General features: G+C 75.6%; 22 protein-coding genes. 15 read left to right on the top strand and 7 right to left on the bottom strand.

Going from position 1 to position 19,156, the window contains the following annotated elements; genetic code table 11:
• Positions 1 to 132 precede the first annotated feature (132 nt).
• From ACI79Q_RS06075 to ACI79Q_RS06085, 3 genes are all read left to right on the top strand, one after another.
• Positions 133 to 858 carry a metal-dependent transcriptional regulator gene (locus ACI79Q_RS06075; protein WP_456590976.1) on the top strand — a complete coding sequence of 242 codons (726 nt, stop codon included), beginning with the start codon at positions 133 to 135 and terminating at the stop codon, positions 856 to 858.
• A gap of 24 nt (positions 859 to 882) precedes the next feature.
• Positions 883 to 1,191 (top strand): hypothetical protein, encoded by a 309-nt coding sequence (locus tag ACI79Q_RS06080; protein WP_456590977.1) that lies wholly within the window; start codon positions 883 to 885, stop codon positions 1,189 to 1,191.
• A 70-nt stretch (positions 1,192 to 1,261) separates the two neighbouring features.
• Positions 1,262 to 3,340 carry a S9 family peptidase gene (locus ACI79Q_RS06085; RefSeq protein WP_456590978.1) on the top strand — a complete coding sequence of 693 codons (2,079 nt, stop codon included), beginning with the start codon at positions 1,262 to 1,264 and terminating at the stop codon, positions 3,338 to 3,340.
• A 15-nt stretch (positions 3,341 to 3,355) separates the two neighbouring features.
• Here the strand turns inward: ACI79Q_RS06085 and ACI79Q_RS06090 are convergent, their stop codons facing one another.
• From ACI79Q_RS06090 to ACI79Q_RS06100, 3 genes are all read right to left on the bottom strand, one after another.
• Entirely contained in the window at positions 3,356 to 4,453 is a 1,098-nt protein-coding gene (locus ACI79Q_RS06090) for a DUF4192 domain-containing protein (RefSeq protein WP_456614383.1), read from the bottom strand.
• 332 nt (positions 4,454 to 4,785) lie between these two features.
• Positions 4,786 to 5,553 carry a hypothetical protein gene (locus tag ACI79Q_RS06095; protein WP_456614384.1) on the bottom strand — a complete coding sequence of 256 codons (768 nt, stop codon included), beginning with the start codon at positions 5,551 to 5,553 and terminating at the stop codon, positions 4,786 to 4,788.
• Positions 5,554 to 5,589: 36 nt separating this feature from the next.
• Complete coding sequence (locus ACI79Q_RS06100) at positions 5,590 to 5,883, bottom strand: Dabb family protein (RefSeq protein WP_456590981.1); 294 nt, start codon at positions 5,881 to 5,883, stop codon at positions 5,590 to 5,592.
• A gap of 94 nt (positions 5,884 to 5,977) precedes the next feature.
• On the opposite strand from ACI79Q_RS06100, the gene ACI79Q_RS06105 reads away from it, so the two are divergent.
• From ACI79Q_RS06105 to ACI79Q_RS06130, 6 genes are read left to right on the top strand one after another with little or no spacing between them, the layout of a single operon-like run.
• Positions 5,978 to 7,231: a glycosyltransferase family 4 protein gene (locus tag ACI79Q_RS06105; RefSeq protein ID WP_456598563.1), complete on the top strand. Its 1,254-nt coding sequence runs from the start codon at positions 5,978 to 5,980 to the stop codon at positions 7,229 to 7,231.
• Positions 7,225 to 7,992: a class I SAM-dependent methyltransferase gene (locus ACI79Q_RS06110; RefSeq protein ID WP_456590983.1), complete on the top strand. Its 768-nt coding sequence runs from the start codon at positions 7,225 to 7,227 to the stop codon at positions 7,990 to 7,992. The genes ACI79Q_RS06105 and ACI79Q_RS06110 overlap by 7 nt, the downstream gene beginning before the upstream one ends.
• Before the next feature lie 13 nt (positions 7,993 to 8,005).
• A complete protein-coding gene (locus ACI79Q_RS06115) occupies positions 8,006 to 9,100 on the top strand; it encodes a prenyltransferase (protein ID WP_456614385.1) in 1,095 nt (364 codons plus the stop codon).
• Positions 9,097 to 9,972 (top strand): glycosyltransferase family 2 protein, encoded by an 876-nt coding sequence (locus ACI79Q_RS06120; protein WP_456614386.1) that lies wholly within the window; start codon positions 9,097 to 9,099, stop codon positions 9,970 to 9,972. Before ACI79Q_RS06115 ends, ACI79Q_RS06120 begins: the two co-directional genes overlap by 4 nt.
• Positions 9,969 to 10,916: a glycosyltransferase family 2 protein gene (locus ACI79Q_RS06125; RefSeq protein ID WP_456614387.1), complete on the top strand. Its 948-nt coding sequence runs from the start codon at positions 9,969 to 9,971 to the stop codon at positions 10,914 to 10,916. The genes ACI79Q_RS06120 and ACI79Q_RS06125 overlap by 4 nt, the downstream gene beginning before the upstream one ends.
• Before the next feature lie 42 nt (positions 10,917 to 10,958).
• Positions 10,959 to 11,270 carry a hypothetical protein gene (locus ACI79Q_RS06130; RefSeq protein WP_456590987.1) on the top strand — a complete coding sequence of 104 codons (312 nt, stop codon included), beginning with the start codon at positions 10,959 to 10,961 and terminating at the stop codon, positions 11,268 to 11,270.
• A gap of 16 nt (positions 11,271 to 11,286) precedes the next feature.
• Here ACI79Q_RS06130 and ACI79Q_RS06135 read toward each other — a convergent pair whose 3' ends face one another.
• The 4 genes from ACI79Q_RS06135 to ACI79Q_RS06150 all read right to left on the bottom strand — a co-directional run bounded on the left by ACI79Q_RS06135 (position 11,287) and on the right by ACI79Q_RS06150 (position 14,171).
• Positions 11,287 to 11,619, bottom strand: a complete 333-nt coding sequence (locus ACI79Q_RS06135) for a TraR/DksA family transcriptional regulator (RefSeq protein ID WP_456614388.1) — start codon at positions 11,617 to 11,619, stop codon at positions 11,287 to 11,289.
• 132 nt (positions 11,620 to 11,751) lie between these two features.
• Positions 11,752 to 12,369, bottom strand: coding sequence for a class I SAM-dependent methyltransferase (locus ACI79Q_RS06140; RefSeq protein ID WP_456598566.1), 618 nt, complete (start codon positions 12,367 to 12,369; stop codon positions 11,752 to 11,754).
• A gap of 14 nt (positions 12,370 to 12,383) precedes the next feature.
• Positions 12,384 to 13,658, bottom strand: coding sequence for a YibE/F family protein (locus tag ACI79Q_RS06145; protein ID WP_456590990.1), 1,275 nt, complete (start codon positions 13,656 to 13,658; stop codon positions 12,384 to 12,386).
• A 48-nt stretch (positions 13,659 to 13,706) separates the two neighbouring features.
• The gene (locus ACI79Q_RS06150) at positions 13,707 to 14,171 is read right to left on the bottom strand and encodes an STAS domain-containing protein (RefSeq protein ID WP_456590991.1); all 465 of its coding nucleotides are present in this window, start codon (positions 14,169 to 14,171) and stop codon (positions 13,707 to 13,709) included.
• Between the two features lie 156 nt (positions 14,172 to 14,327).
• Between ACI79Q_RS06150 and ACI79Q_RS06155 the strand changes: the two genes are divergently transcribed.
• The 6 genes from ACI79Q_RS06155 (at position 14,328) to ACI79Q_RS06180 (ending at position 19,134) form a co-directional block, all read left to right on the top strand.
• Complete coding sequence (locus ACI79Q_RS06155) at positions 14,328 to 14,825, top strand: Hsp20/alpha crystallin family protein (protein WP_456590992.1); 498 nt, start codon at positions 14,328 to 14,330, stop codon at positions 14,823 to 14,825.
• 103 nt (positions 14,826 to 14,928) lie between these two features.
• The gene (locus tag ACI79Q_RS06160) at positions 14,929 to 15,276 is read left to right on the top strand and encodes a helix-turn-helix domain-containing protein (RefSeq protein WP_456590993.1); all 348 of its coding nucleotides are present in this window, start codon (positions 14,929 to 14,931) and stop codon (positions 15,274 to 15,276) included.
• Positions 15,277 to 15,336: 60 nt separating this feature from the next.
• Entirely contained in the window at positions 15,337 to 15,657 is a 321-nt protein-coding gene (locus ACI79Q_RS06165; protein WP_456590994.1) for a metal-sensitive transcriptional regulator, read from the top strand.
• A gap of 24 nt (positions 15,658 to 15,681) precedes the next feature.
• Positions 15,682 to 15,894 carry a heavy-metal-associated domain-containing protein gene (locus ACI79Q_RS06170; RefSeq protein WP_456598567.1) on the top strand — a complete coding sequence of 71 codons (213 nt, stop codon included), beginning with the start codon at positions 15,682 to 15,684 and terminating at the stop codon, positions 15,892 to 15,894.
• Between the two features lie 13 nt (positions 15,895 to 15,907).
• Entirely contained in the window at positions 15,908 to 16,816 is a 909-nt protein-coding gene (locus tag ACI79Q_RS06175) for a hypothetical protein (protein ID WP_456614389.1), read from the top strand.
• Positions 16,813 to 19,134, top strand: a complete 2,322-nt coding sequence (locus ACI79Q_RS06180; protein ID WP_456598569.1) for a heavy metal translocating P-type ATPase — start codon at positions 16,813 to 16,815, stop codon at positions 19,132 to 19,134. The genes ACI79Q_RS06175 and ACI79Q_RS06180 overlap by 4 nt, the downstream gene beginning before the upstream one ends.
• Positions 19,135 to 19,156: the final 22 nt, after the last annotated feature.

The following is a 19,156-nucleotide window of genomic DNA, read 5'->3' on the forward strand; positions in this document are numbered from 1 at the left end:
GGCCGGGCGCGGCGGCTCGGTCGCCGACGCTACCGGGTCCCGTGGTGACCGGTACCTCGGCGAGACCGCTCGCCGGGGGGCCGGTGACCGCCCTCCGGCCCCGTAGACTGGACGCCGACACGGAGGAGACCTGTGAACGACCTCATCGACACGACCGAGATGTACCTCCGGACGATCTTCGAGCTGGAGGAAGAGGGCATCGTCCCGCTCCGGGCCCGCATCGCCGAGCGCCTGCACCAGAGCGGTCCGACGGTGAGCCAGACGGTCGCCCGGATGGAGCGCGACGGCCTCCTGACCGTCGAGGGCGACCGGCACCTGCAGCTCTCCGAGGAGGGCCGCCAGCTGGCCACCGCGGTCATGCGCAAGCACCGGCTCGCGGAGTGCCTGCTCGTGGACGTGATCGGCCTGGACTACGCCGACGTCCACGAGGAGGCCTGCCGCTGGGAGCACGTGATGAGCGAGGCGGTCGAGCGCCGTCTGCTGTCCCTGCTCGGCAACCCCACCGTGTCGCCGTTCGGCAACCCGATCCCCGGGCTGGAGGCCCTGCGCGGCGACGAACCGCTGGGCGGTGAGACCTCCGCGGTCCTCGACTCCCTGACGCTGCTGTCGACCACCGCCTCGGCAGAGGGCCGGCCGGTGGTGATCCGCCGGATCAGCGAGCAGCTGCAGGAGAACGCCGAGCTGCTGCGTGCGCTGGCCGACCACGGGGTGCGCCCGGGCGTCACCATGACGGCCCAGCTGGTCGACGGATCGGTGAGCCTGGACGGGTACGTGCTGCCCGCCGGTGTCGCCCAGCACATGTTCGTGAGCGCCGTCGACGAGGAGCTGACCCCGCTCGAGGCCGCGCCGCGCCTCTGAGCCGACCGGATGCAGGAGGTGGGCGTGGACGAGCACGCGGCGACGGCTCCCCGGGCCGCCGAGGTGTTCCTCGCGCGGCTGCTGCCCCGGCCCGGCGGGGCGCTGCTGCACCGCCTGCGGGTGGCCGGGGCGTTCGCCTCCGGGCTCCTGTGGGGCCTGCTGCCCGCGCCGTCGGTGCACGACGTCGTGGTGACCCGACGGGACGACGGCAGGGAGGTGCTGCGCTTCCCGGCCGGTGACCCGTTCGCGGCCGGGGACATGCTGCGGGCGGTGGACACGGAGCTGGCGACGCTGGGCCCGGAGGAGTTCCTCCAGGCCTGGGACGTGCGCTGACGCACAGCGGGGCGCTGCCCGGCTCACTACGGTGAGGCGGTCCCCCGCTGCCGTGCGAGAGAAGGCCCTGGTGAGCTCGTCCGCTCCGGCACCCGCAGACACCTCCCCCGAGCCGGCACCCACGCCGTTCCACCGGCTGGCCGATTTCACCGCGTTGCCGCGGATCGGCGCCCTGGCGCTCTCTCCGGACGGGACCCGGCTGGCGGTCTCGCTGCAGACGCTGGACCGCGAGGGCAAGAAGTGGCAGTCGGCGGTGTGGGAGCTCGACCCGCGGGGTGCGCGGCCCGCCCGGCGGCTCACCCGCAGCGCACCGGGCGAATCCGCCCCCGCCTGGGCGCCGGACGGCTCGCTGCTGTTCACCTCGGCCCGGCCCGACCCCGGCGCGGAGCCGGCGGCCGAGCCGAAGCCGTCGCTGTGGCGCCTCCCCGCCGAGGGAGGCGAGGCCCGGCCGGTGCTGGGACGCCCGGGGGGCATCGGCTCCTTCGTCGTCGCCGCCGGCAGCGGGGACGTCGTGGTCGTCTCCGCCACCATGCCCGGCGGCTCCGACCCGGATGCCGACGAGGAGCGGCGCAAGGCCCGGAGCGAGGCCGGGGTCTCGGCGATCCTGCACGAGGCGTACCCGGTGCGGTACTGGGACCACGACCTCGGACCGGCGGCTCCGCACCTGTTCTGGGCCGGGCAGCTCCCGACCGAGGAGCAGCCGGCCGGCAACCCGCCGGTGGAGCTGCGCGACCTGACCCCGGACGCGTCCCCGCCCAACGGGTCGGGCGACGACATCGCGCTCTCCCCCGACGGCCGCCTGCTGGCCCGGGCCGAGGAGGTGCCCGACGGGCCGGCCGGCCGGCGCACCCGGCTGGTGCTCACCGACACCGGCTCCGGCGACACGCGGGTGCTGGTGGACGACCCGCTGGCCGACGTCCACTCCGCGGCCTTCTCCCCGGACGGCGCCCGCCTGGTCTGCGTACGGGAGGCGATGTCCTCCTACGCCGAGCCGCCGGACTACACGTTGCTCCTGGTCGAGGTCGCCGACGGCTCCGCCCGGGAGCTGACCCCCGACTTCGACCGCTGGCCGAGCGCACCGCAGTTCGCCGCCGACGGCACCGCCGTCCACTTCCTCGCCGACGAGGACGGCCGGCACGCGATCTTCTGCGTACCCGTCGACGGCGGGGAGCCGGTGCGGCTCACCGCCGACGGCGCCTACAGCCACCTGCAGGTCGCCCGGGACGGCAGCGCGCTGTACGCCCTGCGGTCCGCGTACGACTCGCCGCCGCTGCCGGTCCGCCTGGACCCGACGGCCCCGATGCAGGACCCGGAGCCGCTGCCGAGCCCGGCGGCGATCGACCGGCTGCCCGGCAGCCTGCACGAGGTGGAGGCGACCGCGGCCGACGGCACCCGCGTGCAGTCGTGGCTGGTGCTACCCGACGGGGCCTCGGCGGAGGCACCGGCCCCGCTGGTGCTCTGGATCCACGGCGGCCCGCTGATGAGCTGGAACTCGTGGTCCTGGCGCTGGTGCCCGTGGGTGCTGGCGGCCCAGGGCTACGCGGTCCTCCTGCCCAACCCGGCGCTGTCCCAGGGCTTCGGCCAGGATTTCGTGCGCCGGGGCTGGGGCGAGTGGGGCGACACCCCCTACACCGACCTGATGGCGGCGGTGGACGCCGCGGAGCAGCGACCCGACGTCGACGCCGCACGGACGGCGGCGATGGGCGGCTCCTTCGGCGGCTACATGGCCAACTGGATCGCCACCCGGACCGACCGGTTCCGGGCGATCGTCACCCACGCCAGCCTGTGGAACCTCGAGCAGTTCACCGGCACCACCGACGCCGCGTACTACTGGGAGAAGGAGTGGGGTGACCCGTTCACCGAACCGCGGCGGTACGAGCAGAACTCCCCGCACCGCTACGTGGACCAGATCCGCACCCCGATGCTGGTCATCCACGGCGACAGGGACTACCGGGTGCCGATCGGTGAGGCACTGGCGCTCTGGTACGGCCTGCAGAAGCGCGGCGTCCCCTCGAAGTTCCTCTACTTCCCCGACGAGAACCACTGGGTGCTGACGCCGGGGAACAGCCGCCTCTGGTATGAGACCGTGCTCGCCTTCCTGGCCGAGCACGTGCGTGGCGAGCAGTGGCGGCGGCCCGAGCTGCTCTGAGGACCGGCGCACGGCTCACCCCGGCTGGCGGCTGCCGCCGTCGGTGCCAGCCCGCGCCAGCAGGTCGCGCAGCCCCGCCGGCGGCAGGCAGGCATCCAGGGCCTGGCGGAGCAGATGGGCCAGGCTGTACCCGGGATCGCCGTCCAGGGCCCGGTCGAGGGCGATGCCGGCCATCGCCCCGTCGCCGCGCAACCAGGCGCTGACCGCCAGCAGGGTGGCCGGGGCCGCGTCGAGCGGCGCGGGCAACCGCCGGGCGCACTCGGTCCAGAGCACCTCCGCCGCTGCGGCGTCGGCGCCGAGCGCCAGCTGCAGGGCGCGGTCGCGCACCTGCACGTCGCGCAGCGCCCAGGCCAGACCGGCCAGCTCGTCACCACCGAGCGGTCCCTCGCCGGACGGGCCCGGCCGGTACCGCGCGACCGCCCGCCGGACCGCGGCCCACGACTCCTCGGCCAGCGCCGCCCACCCCACCTCCCGGAGCCGGGCCGAGCGCTCCTCGGCGGCGCGGAGACAGGCGGCCCGCATGCCCCCACCCGGCCCGGGCGGCGAGGTGAGGCGCTCGGCCAGCGCCGCCCGGTCGGGGGCCACCACCTGCCCGGTGCTGATCGCGGCGGCCGCCAGCGCACTGACCCCGCCGGGCAGGGGCGTCCCCGCCGACGGTGCGCAGCAGGGGTGCGGGCAGTCGTAGGACCACCAGCGCCCGCGCCGGACGAGCAGCGCGTCGCGCGGGGCGATGCCGGTGGCGGCCAGGGCCAGGACGAGTTCGTGCACCAGCGTCCGGTGCGGCAGGACGCCGGCCGGCCCCTCCTCCGCGCCGCCCTGACCGGTGTCGTCGGGCGCCTCGGAGACCACCACGACCAGCGCGGCCGCGGGCCGGTCGCTGTGCAGGCTGTCGACCAGCAGCCGCGCGATCCCCGCGCCGTCGCCCGACGGGGGGAGGTCGCCCCGGACCGTGAGCCCGACCCGCCCGCCCGACGGGCCGCCCAGGCCGATCAGCACGATCGACTCGGCCGGGTGGAAGCCCAGCAGGTGCGGTAGCGCAGCGGCCACCTCCCCGGGGTCGGAGAGCCGGATCTCCAGCTGGTCGGCGGGGTGCTGCGCGGTGGGCACGTCCATGCGGCGACCCTGCTCGCGCCCGGGCCGCGGCGAGCGGCCCCGGGTCGATCTGTGGACGGCGACCGCTCCTGTGGACGCCTCAGCCCACCGGAGCGGGCAGGGCGCAACCGCCCGCGGAGCACGCCGTCCCGCCGCGGGTCCGGGACGACTCCGGGTGGGGGGCCTGGCGGAGCTCGTGCCCTGCCCACAGGGGCGGGCAGGGCACGAGCTCCGAGGCCGCTACCCGTGTCGCCCCCTCCCCCGGGACAGGGCAACCCCCGGGACAGGGCAACCCCCGGGACGGCCCGGAGCGCCGGGCCGTCGTGGCATGGCCGGCGTGGCCGGCGGCCGGCTCAGCCCAGCGCGTCGGCCTGCGTCTCGTAGGCCTGCTGGAGCAGCTCGGCGAAGGGTGCCGGGTCGGCCGGTGTGGCGCCGGCGAGCCCGGTGTCCAGGGACACCAGGAGGAGCAGCCGGTCGTCGTCCTCCACCGCCCCGATCAGCGTCGGCACGGTCACCCGAGAACCGTCGGGGGCGGTGATCGCAGTCGTGTAGCGCACGAGGGCCGAGCCGTCACCCAGGTCGGCCACCGGGAGGTTCTCGAAGGAGACCGCCGCCTCACCGATCTGCGGGGAGGCGAGCTGCGCCTCGGGGCAGCCCTCGGCGGCGTCGGCCATCTGCGCGACGGCGCCGTCCAGCGGTCCGCCGCGCACCAGCATCTGCACCGTCGTCGCCGATCCGGTGGTCGCGCTCTGCGCGGCGACGTCCTCGAACGCCGCCAGATCGGGCTGGGTGCCGTCCACGGCGGCCCGACAGCTGTCCGGGGTGATCTGCACGTCCGGCGCGGCGGCCGCGATGCCCGCGCCCAGGCGCAGCTGCTCCGGCGACACCGCCACCACGGTGGCGTCGGGACCGAAGGCGTCGGCGGGCAGCAGCCCAGAGGCCAGACCGGGCGCCTCCGTCGCCTGCGCGGCGGAGGCCTCCGCCGCCGAGGAGGCGGCCGCGGCGGTGCGGTCCGAGGCGTCCCCGCCGCCGCAGCCGGTCAGCAGCACGACGGCGGCCGCCCCGGCCAGCAGGGCGCCGGGACGACGGTGCCGGCCGGGGAGGCGCTGTGCGGAGGTCATGGCGAAGACGCTAGTCGGCGGGCACCGCACCGCCCCTCAGATCCGGTGCTGGATCGCCGTCCGCGAGGCCAGGATGGGCCGCACGTGGTCGGCGATGACCGCCAGGTGCACGGGGTCCTGCGCGTAGTGGCGGAAGGCCTCGACATCGGGGAACTCGGCGATCAGCACGGTGTCGGCGTTGCCGTCGACCAGGCCCGCGTCGTCGGCGACCACCAGCGACGTCATCCCGCCGACCGTGCGCCGCAGCCCGCGCAGCGCCTCGATGGTCTGCGCCCGCCGCTCGGCGTCGGCATCCGGGGACCAGGTGAAGAGCACGACGTGACGGATCATGCGGGAACTGTGCCAGGCCCGGCGTCGACCGGCCGGGTGGTCCGGCTACCGGCTGGTAGCCGTCGTCCGGTGCGCGATCGTTAGAGTCCGGTCCATGGGACGGTCGTTGCGCATTGCACTGCTGTCCTACCGCAGCAAGCCCCACGGCGGCGGCCAGGGCGTCTACGTCCGGGCGCTCTCCCGCGAGCTGCGCGAGCTCGGTCACCGCGTCGAGGTGCTCAGCGGTCAGCCCTACCCCGAGCTCGACCAGGGCGTGCCGCTCACCCGCGTGCCGAGCCTGGACCTCTACCGGGAGCCCGATCCCTTCCGCACCCCGCGCCCGTCGGAGATCCGCGACTGGCTCGACGTGGCGGAGTGGGCCACGATGTGCACCGCCGGCTTCCCCGAGCCGCTGACGTTCAGCCTGCGCGCCGCCCGCCACCTGCTGCCCCGGCGGGACGAGTTCGACGTGGTGCACGACAACCAGTCGCTGGGCTACGGCCTCCTCCGGCTGGTGCGGGCCGGCGTGCCCACGGTGGCGACGGTGCACCACCCGATCGCCATCGACCGCGACCTCGAGCTGGCCGCGGCCCCGACGCTGCGCCGCAAGCTCACCCTGCGGCGGTGGTACGCCTTCACCCGCATGCAGGCGCGGGTGGTCCAGCGGCTGGATGCCGTCACCACGGTGTCGGAGAACTCCCGCCGTGACATCGCCGCCCGCATGGGGCTGGCGCCGGAGCGGATGAGCGTCATCCCGGTGGGGATCGACCCCGACCAGTTCACCCCGCCGCCGGCCGGGCAGCCCCGTGAGCCCGACTCGATCCTCGCGGTCACCAGCGCCGACGTGCCGCTCAAGGGGCTGGTGCACCTGCTGGAGGCGCTGGCGAAGCTGCGCACGGAGCGACCCGTGCGGCTCACCGTCGTGGGCTCCGCCCGGCCCGGCGGTCCCGCCGAGGCGGCGCTGGACCGGCTGGGGCTGCGCGACGCCGTCCGCTTCACCGGCCCGGTGCCCGAGGCGGAGCTGACCCAGCTGTTCCAGCGGGCGAGCGTCGTGGCGATCCCCTCCCTCTACGAGGGGTTCTCGCTGCCTGCAGTGGAGGCCATGGCGTGCGCGACCCCGCTGGTGACCACCGACGCCGGTGCGCTGCCCGAGGTGGTCGGCACGAAGGCGGGGCTGCGGGTGCGCGCCGGTGACGTCGGCGAGCTGACCGCCGCCCTGCAGCTGGTGCTCGACTCCCCCTCGCTGGCCGAGCAGCTGGGGCGCGCCGGCCGCCGGCGGGTCCTGGACACCTACACCTGGCGGGCCACGGCCGCGCGCACCGCCGAGTGGTACGCCGAGACGCTGGACCGGAAGGGAACCCCGTGCTGACCGTCGACTACGACCGGCTCGACCTGCGCCCAGGGATGACCGTCCTCGACCTGGGCTGCGGCGAGGGGCGGCACGCCTTCGAGGCCTACCGCCGCGGCGCGCGCGTGGTCGCCGTCGACTGGGGCCGGCACGAGGTCGAGACGACGAAGCGCTGGCTCGGCGCGATCGCCGAGGCCGGCGAGGCCCCGGCCGGTGCGCGCTTCGAGGTGGTGCGCGGCGACCTGCTGCACCTGCCCTTCCCCGACGCGAGCGTCGACCGGGTGATGGCCTCGGAGGTGCTCGAGCACATCCCGGACGACGCCGCGGCGATGGCCGAGATCGTGCGCGTGCTCAAGCCCGGTGGCCGGGTGGCGGTGACCGTGCCGCGCTACGGCCCCGAGCGGGTGTGCTGGGCGCTGTCGGACGAGTACCACGCCAACGAGGGCGGCCACATCCGCATCTACCGCGGCGAGGTGCTGCGCGCCCGCCTGGCCACCGCCGGCCTGGTCCCGGGGGCGAGCCACCACGCGCACGCCCTCCACGCCCCGTACTGGTGGCTCAAGTGCGCCGTCGGTGTCGAGAAGGACACCGCCGCGGTCCGGGCCTACCACCGGCTGCTGGTCTGGGACCTCACCACGCGTCCCTGGCTCACCCGGGCGCTGGAGCGCGTCCTCGACCCGCTGATCGGCAAGAGCTTCGTCGTCTACGCCGACAAGCCGGCCGGGGCCGGCGCGGCCGCGGCGGCCGGGCTGGACCTGGAGCGGTCCGCTGCGGCCCGCTGACCGGGGCGGCCCGGTGCTGCCCGAGCTGCCCGAGCTGCCCGGGGTGCTCGGCGCCGACCAGGTGCGGCAGACGGTCGCCTGGATCGCCGGCGAGCAGCATCGCGACGGCGCGCTCCCCTGGTTCGCCACCGGGCAGCTGGACCCCTGGGACTCCGTCGAGGCGGCGATGGCGCTGGACCTGGGTGGCGAGCACGCCCGGGCGGCGGCCGCCTACCGGTGGCTGGCCGGCCGGCAGCGGCCGGACGGCAGCTGGGCGGCCGAGTACCGCGGCGGCGAGGAGTCCGCACCCGCCGCGGAGAGCAACCACGCCGGCTACCTCGCCGTCGGGCTCTGGCACTCCTGGCTGGTCTCCGGGGACGAGCAGCTGGTCACCGAGCTGTGGCCGGCGGTGCGGGCCGGCCTGGACCTGGTGACCCGGATGCAGCTGCCCGGCGGAGCGGTCTCGTGGGCGCTGCGGCCCGACGGCACCCCCGACGACCTCGCGCTGCTCACCGGGAACGCCAGCCTGTTCCAGGCGCTGCGCTGCGGCCTGGCGCTGGCCGAGCTGGCCGGCGAGGCCCAGCCGGATTGGGAGCTGGCCGTCGCCGACCTCGGCACGGCCCTCCGCCGGCGACCGGAGGCGTTCGCCGACCGGTCCCGCTACTCCATGGACTGGTACTACCCGGTGCTCGGCGGCGCCGTCACCGGTGCCGCGGCCCGCGACCGGCTGGCCGGCGACTGGCACCGGTTCGTCGTCCCGGGGCTCGGCATCCGCTGCGTCGCGGACCGGCCGTGGGTGACCGGGGCCGAGACCTGCGAGCTCGCGCTGGCCCTGGTCGTCGCCGGGCAGCGCGACGCCGCCCTCGAGCAGGTGGCCGCGATGCAGCACCTGCGGGACGACGACGGCTCCTACTGGACCGGGTTCGTCTACCCGGACGACGCGCGGTGGCCGGTCGAGCGCACCACGTGGACCGCCGCGGCCGTGCTGCTGGCGGCCGACGCCCTCTGCGGCGCCTCCCCCGCCAGCGGGCTGTTCGCCGACCCCTGGGCGCTGCCGGCAGCGGGCATGGCGGACGCCACTCCGACCGCTGATTGGCTGGCCGGAGGCGCGGGCACGGTGACCCCGTGACCGCGCCCTCCCCGACCGACCGGGCTCCCTCCCCCGACGTGACCGTCGTCGTCGCGAGCCGCAACCGCCGCGAGGACCTGCTGGCGACGCTGCCGCGTCACGAGGCCCCGGTGGTGCTCGTCGACAACGCCTCCACCGACGGCACCGTGGACGCGGTGCGCCAGGCGCACCCCGAGGTGACGCTGCTGCCGCTGGACCGCAACGAGGGCGCCCACGGCCGGACGCTGGGTGCCGCGCGCGCCCGCACCCCGTTCATCGCCTTCGCCGACGACGACTCGTGGTGGGCACCGGGCGACCTCGCCCGCGCGGTGGCGATCATGCGGGCCCACCCCCGGCTGGCCCTCCTCAACGCCCGCATCCTGGTCGGGCCCGAGGAGCGGCTCGACCCGGTCTGCGCGGAGATGGCCGCGAGCCCCCTCGGCACCGCGCGGGACCTGCCCGGCCCCTCGCTGCTGGGCTTCGTCGCCTGCGCCGCGCTGGTGCGCACCGAGGCGTTCGAGGCCGTCGGCGGGTTCGACCCGGTGGTCCGGTTCCCCGGCGAGGAGGAGCGACTGGCCCTCGACCTGGCCGCCGCCGGGTGGGGGCTGGCCTACGTCGACGAGGTGACCGTGCACCACCACCCGTCCCCCCGGCGCGAGGCCCCCGGACGGCGGCAGACCGGGATCTGGCGCAGCCGGCTGCTCACCGCGGCGATGCGGCTCCCGATGCGGGACGTCGTCCGGACGGCCGGGCGGGCCGTGCGCGCGGGTCGCCCCGGCGTCGAGGGCCTGCTGCGGGCGCTGCCCGACGTCCCGGCCGCGCTCCGCCGGCGGGCACCGGTCCCCCCGGCGGTGCGGGCGGACCTGCGCGTGCTGGCCGGTGAGCGCGCGTGAGCACGACCGGCACCACCCCCGCGGCTGCCACCGGTGACCGCCCCGCCGGGCCCGACCCGCGCGTGGCCGTCGTCGTCATCACCCACCAGCGGCGGGACGAACTGCTGCTGGCCCTGGAACGCCTGGTGGCCCTGCCCGAGCAGCCGCACGTCGTGGTCGTGGACAACGGCTCGACCGACGGCACCGCCGATGCCGTGCGCGAGCAGTTCCCGCAGGTCGAGCTGATCGCCAGCCCGGAGAACCTGGGCGCGGTCGGTCGCAACCTCGGCGTCGCCCGGCTCGACACGCCCTACGTCGCCTTCTGCGACGACGACACCTGGTGGGAGCCGGGGGCGCTGCGCACCGCGGCGGACACGCTGGACGCCCACCCGCGGCTCGCCGTCGTCACCGCCCGGATCCTGGTCGAGCCGGGCGGTGTCGAGGACCCGATCGTCGCCGAGCTGCGCGACTCCCCCGTCCGCGGCGCCGACTGGCTCCCCGGCCCGGCGCTCGGCTCCTTCCTGGCCGGTGCCTCCGTGCTGCGCCGGGAGGCGTTCGAGGAGGTGGGCGGGTTCTCCGCGCGGCTGTGGCTGGGGGGCGAGGAGGAGCTGATGGCCGGCGACCTGGCCGCCCGCGGCTGGGAGCTGTGCTACCTGCCCGCGCTGACCATCCACCACCAGGCCAGCACCGCCCGGGATCCGCACAAGCGGCGGGCCGACGGCATCCGCAACACCCTGTGGACCACGTGGCTGCGGCGTCCGTTCCGCCCGGCGCTGCGGCGGACGGTGCACCTGCTGCGCACCGTGCCCCGCGACCGGGTGACCGCCCGCGGCCTGGTGCAGGCGGTCCGCGGCCTGCCGTGGGTGCTGCGCGAGCGGCGGGTGCTGCCGCCGCACGCCGAGGCCCGGTTCGCCGCGCTCGAGGAGGCGCAGCGGAACTCGAAGGCCCGGCGGTACGTCAGCTGAGACCTCGTGCGGCCGGGGTGCCGCCGGCCTACCGTGCGAGCCGTGGAGAACGGGCAGGGGCGGCGCCACGTCCGGCTGATGACGGACTACGGGGCCGAGTGGCCGTTGTGGACCGTCGGCCTCACGGACCCCGGCCGGCTCGGGCTCTCCGAGGAGCTCACGGCCCGCCTGGCCGCCTGGAACGAGCTCTTCCAGGAGCATTTCCACTGGGACGGCGGCTGGCGCGATCCGGATGCCCGCGCCCGCTTCGCCGCGGAGGGCCCGCGCCTGCTGCGGGATCTGCGACGCGAGCTGCCCGACGACGAGGTCGAGCTCGACGACTGGACGCAGTCGGGGGTGTTCGGCCCCGGGTGACCACGCGGCCGGCGCCTCAGCGGGCGCAGTCGATGCAGGTGCGGGCGGTGGGGCGGGCGGCGAGCCGCTCCGGCGCGATCGGCCGGCCGCAGGTCTCGCAGCGGCCGTAGGTGCCGTTCTCCACGGTGACGACCGCGGCATCGACGTCGGCCAGCCGGCGCCGCGCCTGTTCCAGCAGCGCGACCACCTGCTGGCGCTCGAACGCGATGGTGGCGCCCTCCGGATCGTGCTCGTCGTCGGCGTTGGAGGCCTGCGAGGCCGCGACGATCGCGTCGAACTCGCGGGTCAGCGCCTCGATCTGCGCGAGCGCCTCGGTCCGCGCGCGGGAGAGGTCGTCGGGTGGGAGCACCGGGCCATCCTCCACCCCGGTGCCGACAGGACGACGCCTCCGCAGTGGGCGCCGACCTCACCCACGGGTCGCCGTCCGCGCGCTGCAGCACGCGGACGGCGGCCGTGCGGTGCGGTCCGCGGCGGGGGCGCCTCAGGCGGTGCGGCGCAGCAGCCGCAGCGACCCGCTGCCCGGCAGCTCATCGAACTCCCCGCTGTCGAGCACCCGGCGGTAGACGCCGTAGGGCGCCTGACCGCCGTCGGCCGGGTCGGGGAAGACGTCGTGGATGGCGAGCGTGCCGCCGACGGCGAGCTTGGCCACCCACGCGTCCTGGTCGCGGCGCGCGGACTCCTCGGTGTGGCTGCCGTCGAGGAACAGCAGCGCGAGCGGCGTGCTCCACAGCGGGGCGAGCGTCTCCGACCGGGTGACGACGGCGATCACGACGTCCTCGGCGCCGGCCTCGGCGATGGTCCGGCGGAAACGCGGCAGGGTGTCGATCCGCCCGACGGCGGGATCCACCAGCGACGGGTCGTGGTACTCCCACCCGGGCTGGTGCTCCTCGGAGCCCCGGTGGTGGTCGACGGTGACCACCTGGCGACCGGTCTCCCGCGCGGCCGCGGCCAGGTAGAGGGCCGACTTGCCCATCCAGCTGCCCACCTCCAGCAGCGGCCCGGGGACGGGGATGGCGCGGGCGGCCTCGTACAGGGCGCGGCCCTCGTCGTCGGGCATGAAGCCGGAGGCCGCCCGGGCGGCGGCGAGCAGGTCGGTCACGCGCACAGCCTGGCTCATCGGGCGAACCGGGTGCGCAGGGCGGTCAGCCCTCGCTCCGTGGCGGTGCCGGCCTGGGTGTCCGCCGCCTTGGCGAAGAAGGCACCGGCCGCCGTCGTCACCGGGACGGCGAGCACCAGCGCGATCGCCCCGACCAGCGTGCGGATGACCTCCTCGGCCAGGGCTGCGCTGGTGATGAGCGTCCAGACGGGCGTGGCGTAGATCTCGAACAGCAGGAGGAGGGGCAGCGCCGCCCCGGCGTAGGCGAAGACGATGGTGTAGACCGTCGAGGCGATGTGGTCCCGGCCGACCGCCATGCCGCGGGCGTAGAGCTCCCGCCAGGTCATCTCCGGGGAGACCTCGTGCAGCTGCCAGATGGCCGACGCCTGGGTGATGGTCACGTCGTTGAGCACGCCCAGGCCCGCGACCACGATGCCGGCCAGCACCAGGCCGGAGAAGCTCAGCGTCGGGTCGTAGCGCTGGAGCGTGAAGGTCTCGTCGTTGGTGAGCCCGGTGAGCCGGGCGGCCGAGACCGCGAGCGACCCCATGACCGCGACCAGGGTGAGCCCGAAGAGGGTCCCCACCAGCGCGGTGGTCGTCCGGGCCGAGAACCCGTGCGCCAGGTAGAGGACGACGAACATGATTGCCGCGGAGCCGACCAGGCTGACCAGCGTCGGAGAGTCCTCGCTCAGCAACCCGGGCAGCACGAACTGCAGCAGCACGAAGAACGCGAACGCCAACCCCACCAGGGACGCCAGCCCCCGGAGCCGCGCCACCAGCCCGACGACGAGGGCGAAGGCGACGGCCAGGACGATGATCGGCGTGCTCCGCTCGTAGTCCCAGAAGGCGTACGTCGGGCCACCCTCGGCGCCCGCGTCGCGGGTGAGCACCAGCGTCTCCCCCTCCGAGACGCCGGCGGCGACCACCTCCGGCGGCATGTCCACCCGCTCGAAGTTCCCGGCACCCTCGCCCTCGAGGACCTCCACCACGGCGGTGGCGCACGTCTGCGGCGGGCCGGCGGGGTCGAGGCCGCAGTCGAACGTCTCGATCGAGACGATCCGCCCGTCGGGGTAGGTGGTCCCCGGCGGCAGCGCCTGCTCGGCCGCCTGTTCCGCCCGGGTCGGCTCCCCGCTGGGCCAGAGCGCGATCAGCCCGATGACCGTGGCCAGGCCGACGGGCACGAGCAGCAGGAGCATCAACCAGACGGCGCGCCGCCGCCGGCCGAGCGCCTCCTCGGTGGGCGGGGGCGCGTCCGGATCGGGACCGTGGCTGTGGGCATGCGTGGACGACACCCGGCCAGGCTAGGAGCCCCGTGGCCGCGGAGCCGCCCCGGCGCCGGGTCAGGTGTGTCGCGGGTCCGGCGGCGCGGGGCTCCCGCCGGTCGACGCCTCGGTGACCACCCGGCCGTCGTCCGTCACGACGGTGAAGCGGTGCCAGAGGCCGGTGAGCTGCAGGGGGCGCGACACCGAGGACGGCGGCTGCACCAGGACCGTGGGGATCCCGCGGGGCACCCCGAGCTTCTGCAGCTGCACCAGCACCGCGAGCCCCGCCGAGTTCATGAAGCCGACCTCACGCAGGTCCAGCTCCACCCGCTGCAGCGAGTGCTCGGCGAGCAGCAGGTCGGTGAGGGTGCGCACGAGTGGCCGGCGCGCGGCCTCGGTCAGCTCGCCGCCGACGACCAGCCTCGCGGTGTCCCCCTCGACCGTGTGCGACACGGAGGGCTCGGCGGACGGCGCGTCGGCGTGCGGTGAGTCGTTGGTCGTCTCCTCCACGGTCCGGTCCTGCCCCGCCGGGCCGCGGTTCACGCACCCGACGGTCGGCCCACCGGCAGCCGACGCGGGGAACATTTTTCCGCGAGGAACGTTTACCAGGGTGCGCGACCGAGGTAATCTGTAGCCGCCACTAGAGGTTCAGACCTCGGGCAGCGAACACGAGTACCACCGTCACAGGAGGTTCCAGCCATGATGCTGACCGCTTACGACCCGTTCGCCGCCACGTCCGCCGCCTTCCGCGCGCTGGATCAGCTCACCGGCCGTGGCGGGAATGCGACCGCCCGCCCGCTCTCGGGCATGCCGATGGACGCCTACCGGGTCGGCGACAACTTCGTCGCCCACTTCGACCTGCCCGGCGTGGACCCCGGCTCGATCGACCTCTCGGTGGAGGGCAACACCCTCACCGTGAGCGCCGAGCGCTCGGTCCCCCAGCTGGAGAATGCGGAGTGGACGGTCGCCGAGCGCCCGTTCGGCAGCTACACCCGTCAGCTGGTGCTCGGCCGCAGCCTCGACACCGACCGGCTCGAGGCCAGCTACCACGACGGCGTGCTGACCATCAGCATCCCGGTGGCCGAGCAGGCGAAGGCGCGCAAGATCACCGTGACCCGTGCCGACACGCCCGCGGCCGTCGAGGGCCGCACCATCGAGGGCGAGGCGCAGCGCGAGGCCAAGGCGGTCGAGAGCTGATCGCGGCCGAACCGGTCAGCACCACAGGGGCCGGGCCCGTCCAGGGCCCGGCCCCTGTTCCGTTCGACGCCCGACGCGGCGTCCCGACACCCGGAGGCGGGCGATGGACCCCGACCGCACTGATCCGCTGCGCCGACTGGACGATCCGGACTACCCGGCCCTGACCATGAGCCAGGCGGCCGAGCTGCTCGGCGTGCAGGCCGCCTTCCTGCGCAGCCTGGACAACTCGGGCGTGCTCTCCCCGCACCGCTCCCCCGGTGGTCATCGCCGCTACTCCCGCCAGCAGCTGGCCCTGGCCGCGCGCATGCGGGGCCTGCTCGACGACGGCCACCCCGTCGCCTCGGCCGAGATGATCGTCGGCCTGCAGGACGAGCTCGCCGCGGCCCGGGCCGACCTGGCCAGGCTCCGGGCGGAGGAGGAAGAGGAGGGCGCGACCGGACTTGACGCATAACCCTAGGGGGGTATGGTGTTCCTCGGCGTCGCGGGGCGCGGCGCCGGCAGGAGGGACGACGTGGACACGACCGACGGTGCCTGCAACGACCACGAGCACGCGCACGGCTACATCCACCGCAAGGACGACTACCTCAAGCGCCTGCGGCGGATCGAGGGGCAGGCCCGCGGCCTGCAGCGCATGGTGGAGGACGAGAAGTACTGCATCGACATCCTCACCCAGGTCTCGGCCATGACGAAGGCGCTGCAGGCGGTCTCACTGGGGCTGCTCGAGGAGCACCTGAGCCACTGCGTCGTCGACGCGGCACGAGCCGGTGGCCGGGAGGCCGAGGAGAAGGTCCGCGAGGCCACCGACGCGATCGCCCGCCTCGTCCGCTCCTGACCCGTACACCCGAGAGGACCCCCCATGACCACCACCGCCAGCTACACCGTCACCGGCATGACCTGCGGCCACTGCGTCAGCTCGGTCACCGAGGAGGTCTCGCAGGTACCCGGCGTGACCGGCGTCGAGGTCGACCTCGCCACCGGCGGCCTGACCGTCACCAGCGAGCAGCCGGTCGACGACGCCGCCGTCCACGCCGCCGTCGAGGAAGCCGGATACGAGGTGAGCGGCCGCTGACGCGGCCGGTGCCATGAACACTCCCGCGAGGATCGCCGCGTTCGCCGTCGGCCTGGTCGCCGTCTTCGGCGCGGCGGTCGGCGTGGGCGCGGCCCTCGGCCCCGTGGGGCCGGCCGCGGACACCGCCGGTGCCGGGCACGCCGAGCCCGGCACCGGCCACGGCGACCACGACGCCGCCCCTGCACCGGCGGACGGACCGGGCGGGCTCCAGGTGACCCAGGACGGCTTTACCCTCGCCCTGGCCGACGGCACCGCTCCGGCCGGCCCGGCGACCCCGGTCGCCTTCACCGTCCGGGGTCCCGACGGCTCCCCGGTGACCGCCTACGAGACCGACCACGACGTCGACCTGCACCTCGTCGCGTTGCGCCGCGACCTGACCGGCTACCAACACGTGCACCCCGACCTCGGGGACGACGGCGTCTGGCGGGCACCCCTGGCCCTGGAACCGGGCAGCTGGCGGCTGTTCGCCGACTTCACCGCCGCCGCCGACGGCGAGAACCGCGTCCTGGGCGCGGACCTCGCCGTGCCCGGCACCTACGAGCCCACTCCCCTGCCCGCACCGTCGGCGGTCGCGGAGGTCGACGGCTACACCGTCGTCCTGACCGGCGACCTCGTTCCCGGGGAGGAGACGGAGCTGACCCTGAGCGTCAGCCGGGACGGCGTGCCGGTCACCGACCTCCAGCCCTACCTCGGCGCCTACGGGCACCTGGTCGCCCTGCGGGACGGCGACCTCGCCTACCTGCACGTGCACCCCGCCGAGCCCGCCGGTGGCAGCCGGCCCGCGCCCGGACCGCACGTCTCGTTCGTCACCACCGCCCCGTCGGCGGGTACCTACCGGCTGTTCCTGGACTTCCGGCACGGCGACGCCGTGCACACGGCCGCGTTCACGGTGCCCGCGCAGGAGCACGAGGAGCACCCATGACCGCCGCCCCCGGCAGCACCACCGACGTCGAACTGCTCATCGGCGGGATGACCTGCGCCTCGTGTGCGGCACGCGTCGAGAAGAAGCTGAACAAGCTGGACGGCGTCACCGCCACGGTCAACTACGCCACCGAGAAGGCGAAGGTCAGCTACGCCGGCGGCGTCAGCACCGACGACCTCATCGCCACGGTGGAGAAGACCGGCTACACCGCGCGGCTCCCGGAGCCCCCGCGACCGGAGGCGCCCGCCGAGGACGACCAGGCCGACGGGCCGGCGCGCGCGCTCGGCACCCGGCTCGCCGTGTCGGCGCTGCTCAGCGTGCCGGTGGTCCTGCTCGCGATGGTGCCGGCGCTGCAGTTCGAGTACTGGCAGTGGCTGTCGCTGACCCTGGCCGCGCCGGTCGTCGTCTGGGGCGGCCTGCCGTTCCACCGCGCGGCTTGGACCAACCTGCGCCACGGCGCGGCGACCATGGACACGCTGGTCTCCCTGGGCACCCTGGCGGCCTTCGGCTGGTCGCTGTACGCGCTCTTCTGGGGCACTGCCGGCGTGCCGGGGATGACGCACCCGTTCGAGCTGACCATCGCCCGCACCGACGGCGGCGCCAACATCTACCTCGAGGCCGCGGCCGGGGTGACGACGTTCATCCTCGCCGGGCGCTGGTTCGAGGCGCGGTCGAAGCGCCGAGCCGGGGCGGCCCTGCGGGCGCTCCTCGAACTCGGCGCCAAGGAGGTCTCGGTGCTGCGCGGCGGCACCGAGCGGCGCATCCCCGTCGCCGAGCTCGGCCGCGATGACCTGTTCGTCGTCCGCCCCGGCGAGAAGATCGCCGCCGACGGCGAGGTCACCGAGGGGTCCTCCGCTGTCGACGCCTCGATGCTGACCGGCGAGTCGGTGCCCGTGGAGGTGCGCCCGGGCGACACCGTCACCGGCGGCACCGTCAACGCCGGGGGCCGGCTCGTCGTGCGGGCCACCCGCGTGGGGAGCGAGACGCAGCTGGCCCAGATGGCCCGGCTGGTGGAGGAGGCGCAGAACGGCAAGGCGGAGGTGCAGCGCCTGGCCGACCGCATCTCGGGCGTCTTCGTCCCGGTCGTGCTGGTGATCACCGCCGGGACGCTCGGCTTCTGGATCGGCACCGGCGCGGGGCTGCCCGCCGCCTTCACCGCCGCGGTCGCCGTGCTGATCATCGCCTGCCCCTGCGCGCTCGGCCTGGCCACCCCCACCGCCCTCATGGTGGGCACCGGCCGCGGCGCGCAGCTGGGCATCCTGATCAAGGGGCCCGAGGTGCTGGAGTCCACCCGCCGGGTCGACACCGTGGTCCTGGACAAGACCGGCACCGTCACCACCGGCCGCATGACCCTGCTCGACGTCGTCCCGGCCGCCGGCGAGGACGCCGACCGCGTGCTGCGGCTGGCCGGCGCCCTGGAGGCGGCGTCGGAGCACCCCATCGCACAGGCCGTCGCCCGGGGCGCGACCGAGCGCACCGGCTCCCTCCCGTCGGTGGCCGAGTTCGCCAACGTCGAGGGGCTGGGCGTCCAGGGGGTGGTCGAGGGTTCCGCGGTGGTCGTCGGCCGCCGGCGCCTGCTGGCCGACTGGGCCATGCCGCTGCCCGCCGACCTCGAGCGGGCCGTCACCGAGGCGGAGGGCGCCGGCCGCACCGCGATCGCGGTCGGCTGGGACGGCGCGGCGCGCGGCGTGCTCGTGGTCGCCGACGCGGTCAAGGACACCTCCCCCGCCGCGATCGCGCAGCTGCGCGCGCTGGGGCTGACGCCGATCCTGCTCACCGGTGACAACGAGCAGGCCGCGCGGGCCGTCGCCGCCCAGGTGGGCATCGACGAGGTCGTCGCCGAGGTGCTCCCGCAGGACAAGGTCGACGTGGTCCGGCGGCTGCAGGACGAGGGCCGGACGGTCGCAATGGTCGGGGACGGCGTGAACGACGCCCCCGCCCTGGCGCAGGCCGACCTCGGCCTGGCGATGGGGACCGGCACCGACGTGGCGATCCAGGCGAGCGACCTGACCCTGGTGCGAGGTGACCTGCGGGTCGCGGCGGACGCCATCCGGCTGGCCCGGCGGACGCTGGCCACCATCAAGGGCAACCTGTTCTGGGCGTTCGCCTACAACGTCGCCGCCCTGCCGCTGGCCGCCGCCGGGCTGCTCAACCCGATGATCGCCGGCGCCGCCATGGCGTTCAGCTCGGTCTTTGTCGTCTCCAACAGCCTGCGGCTGCGCTCGTTCGCGCCGCTGCCGGAGAACCGGGACGCGACCCTCGCGGTGCCCTCCGGCCGCCCGGCGGCCGCTCCGGCCGAGCCGGCGGACCGCAGCTGACCGACGGGAGCGGCCGACTCCG

Source organism: Blastococcus sp. SYSU DS0828 (genome assembly GCF_054050975.1).

Bases quoted from the DNA above. Each gene is read 5' to 3' on its own strand.
- ACI79Q_RS06090 (WP_456614383.1), bottom strand. From the start codon at position 4,453: ATGGACGTGCCCACCGCGCAGCACCCCGCCGACCAGCTGGAGATCCGG.
- ACI79Q_RS06095 (WP_456614384.1), bottom strand. From the start codon at position 5,553: ATGACCTCCGCACAGCGCCTCCCCGGCCGGCACCGTCGTCCCGGCGCC.
- ACI79Q_RS06100 (WP_456590981.1), bottom strand. From the start codon at position 5,883: ATGATCCGTCACGTCGTGCTCTTCACCTGGTCCCCGGATGCCGACGCC.
- ACI79Q_RS06105 (WP_456598563.1), top strand. From the start codon at position 5,978: ATGGGACGGTCGTTGCGCATTGCACTGCTGTCCTACCGCAGCAAGCCC.
- ACI79Q_RS06155 (WP_456590992.1), top strand. From the start codon at position 14,328: ATGATGCTGACCGCTTACGACCCGTTCGCCGCCACGTCCGCCGCCTTC.
- ACI79Q_RS06160 (WP_456590993.1), top strand. From the start codon at position 14,929: ATGGACCCCGACCGCACTGATCCGCTGCGCCGACTGGACGATCCGGAC.
- ACI79Q_RS06170 (WP_456598567.1), top strand. From the start codon at position 15,682: ATGACCACCACCGCCAGCTACACCGTCACCGGCATGACCTGCGGCCAC.
- ACI79Q_RS06175 (WP_456614389.1), top strand. From the start codon at position 15,908: ATGAACACTCCCGCGAGGATCGCCGCGTTCGCCGTCGGCCTGGTCGCC.
- ACI79Q_RS06180 (WP_456598569.1), top strand. From the start codon at position 16,813: ATGACCGCCGCCCCCGGCAGCACCACCGACGTCGAACTGCTCATCGGC.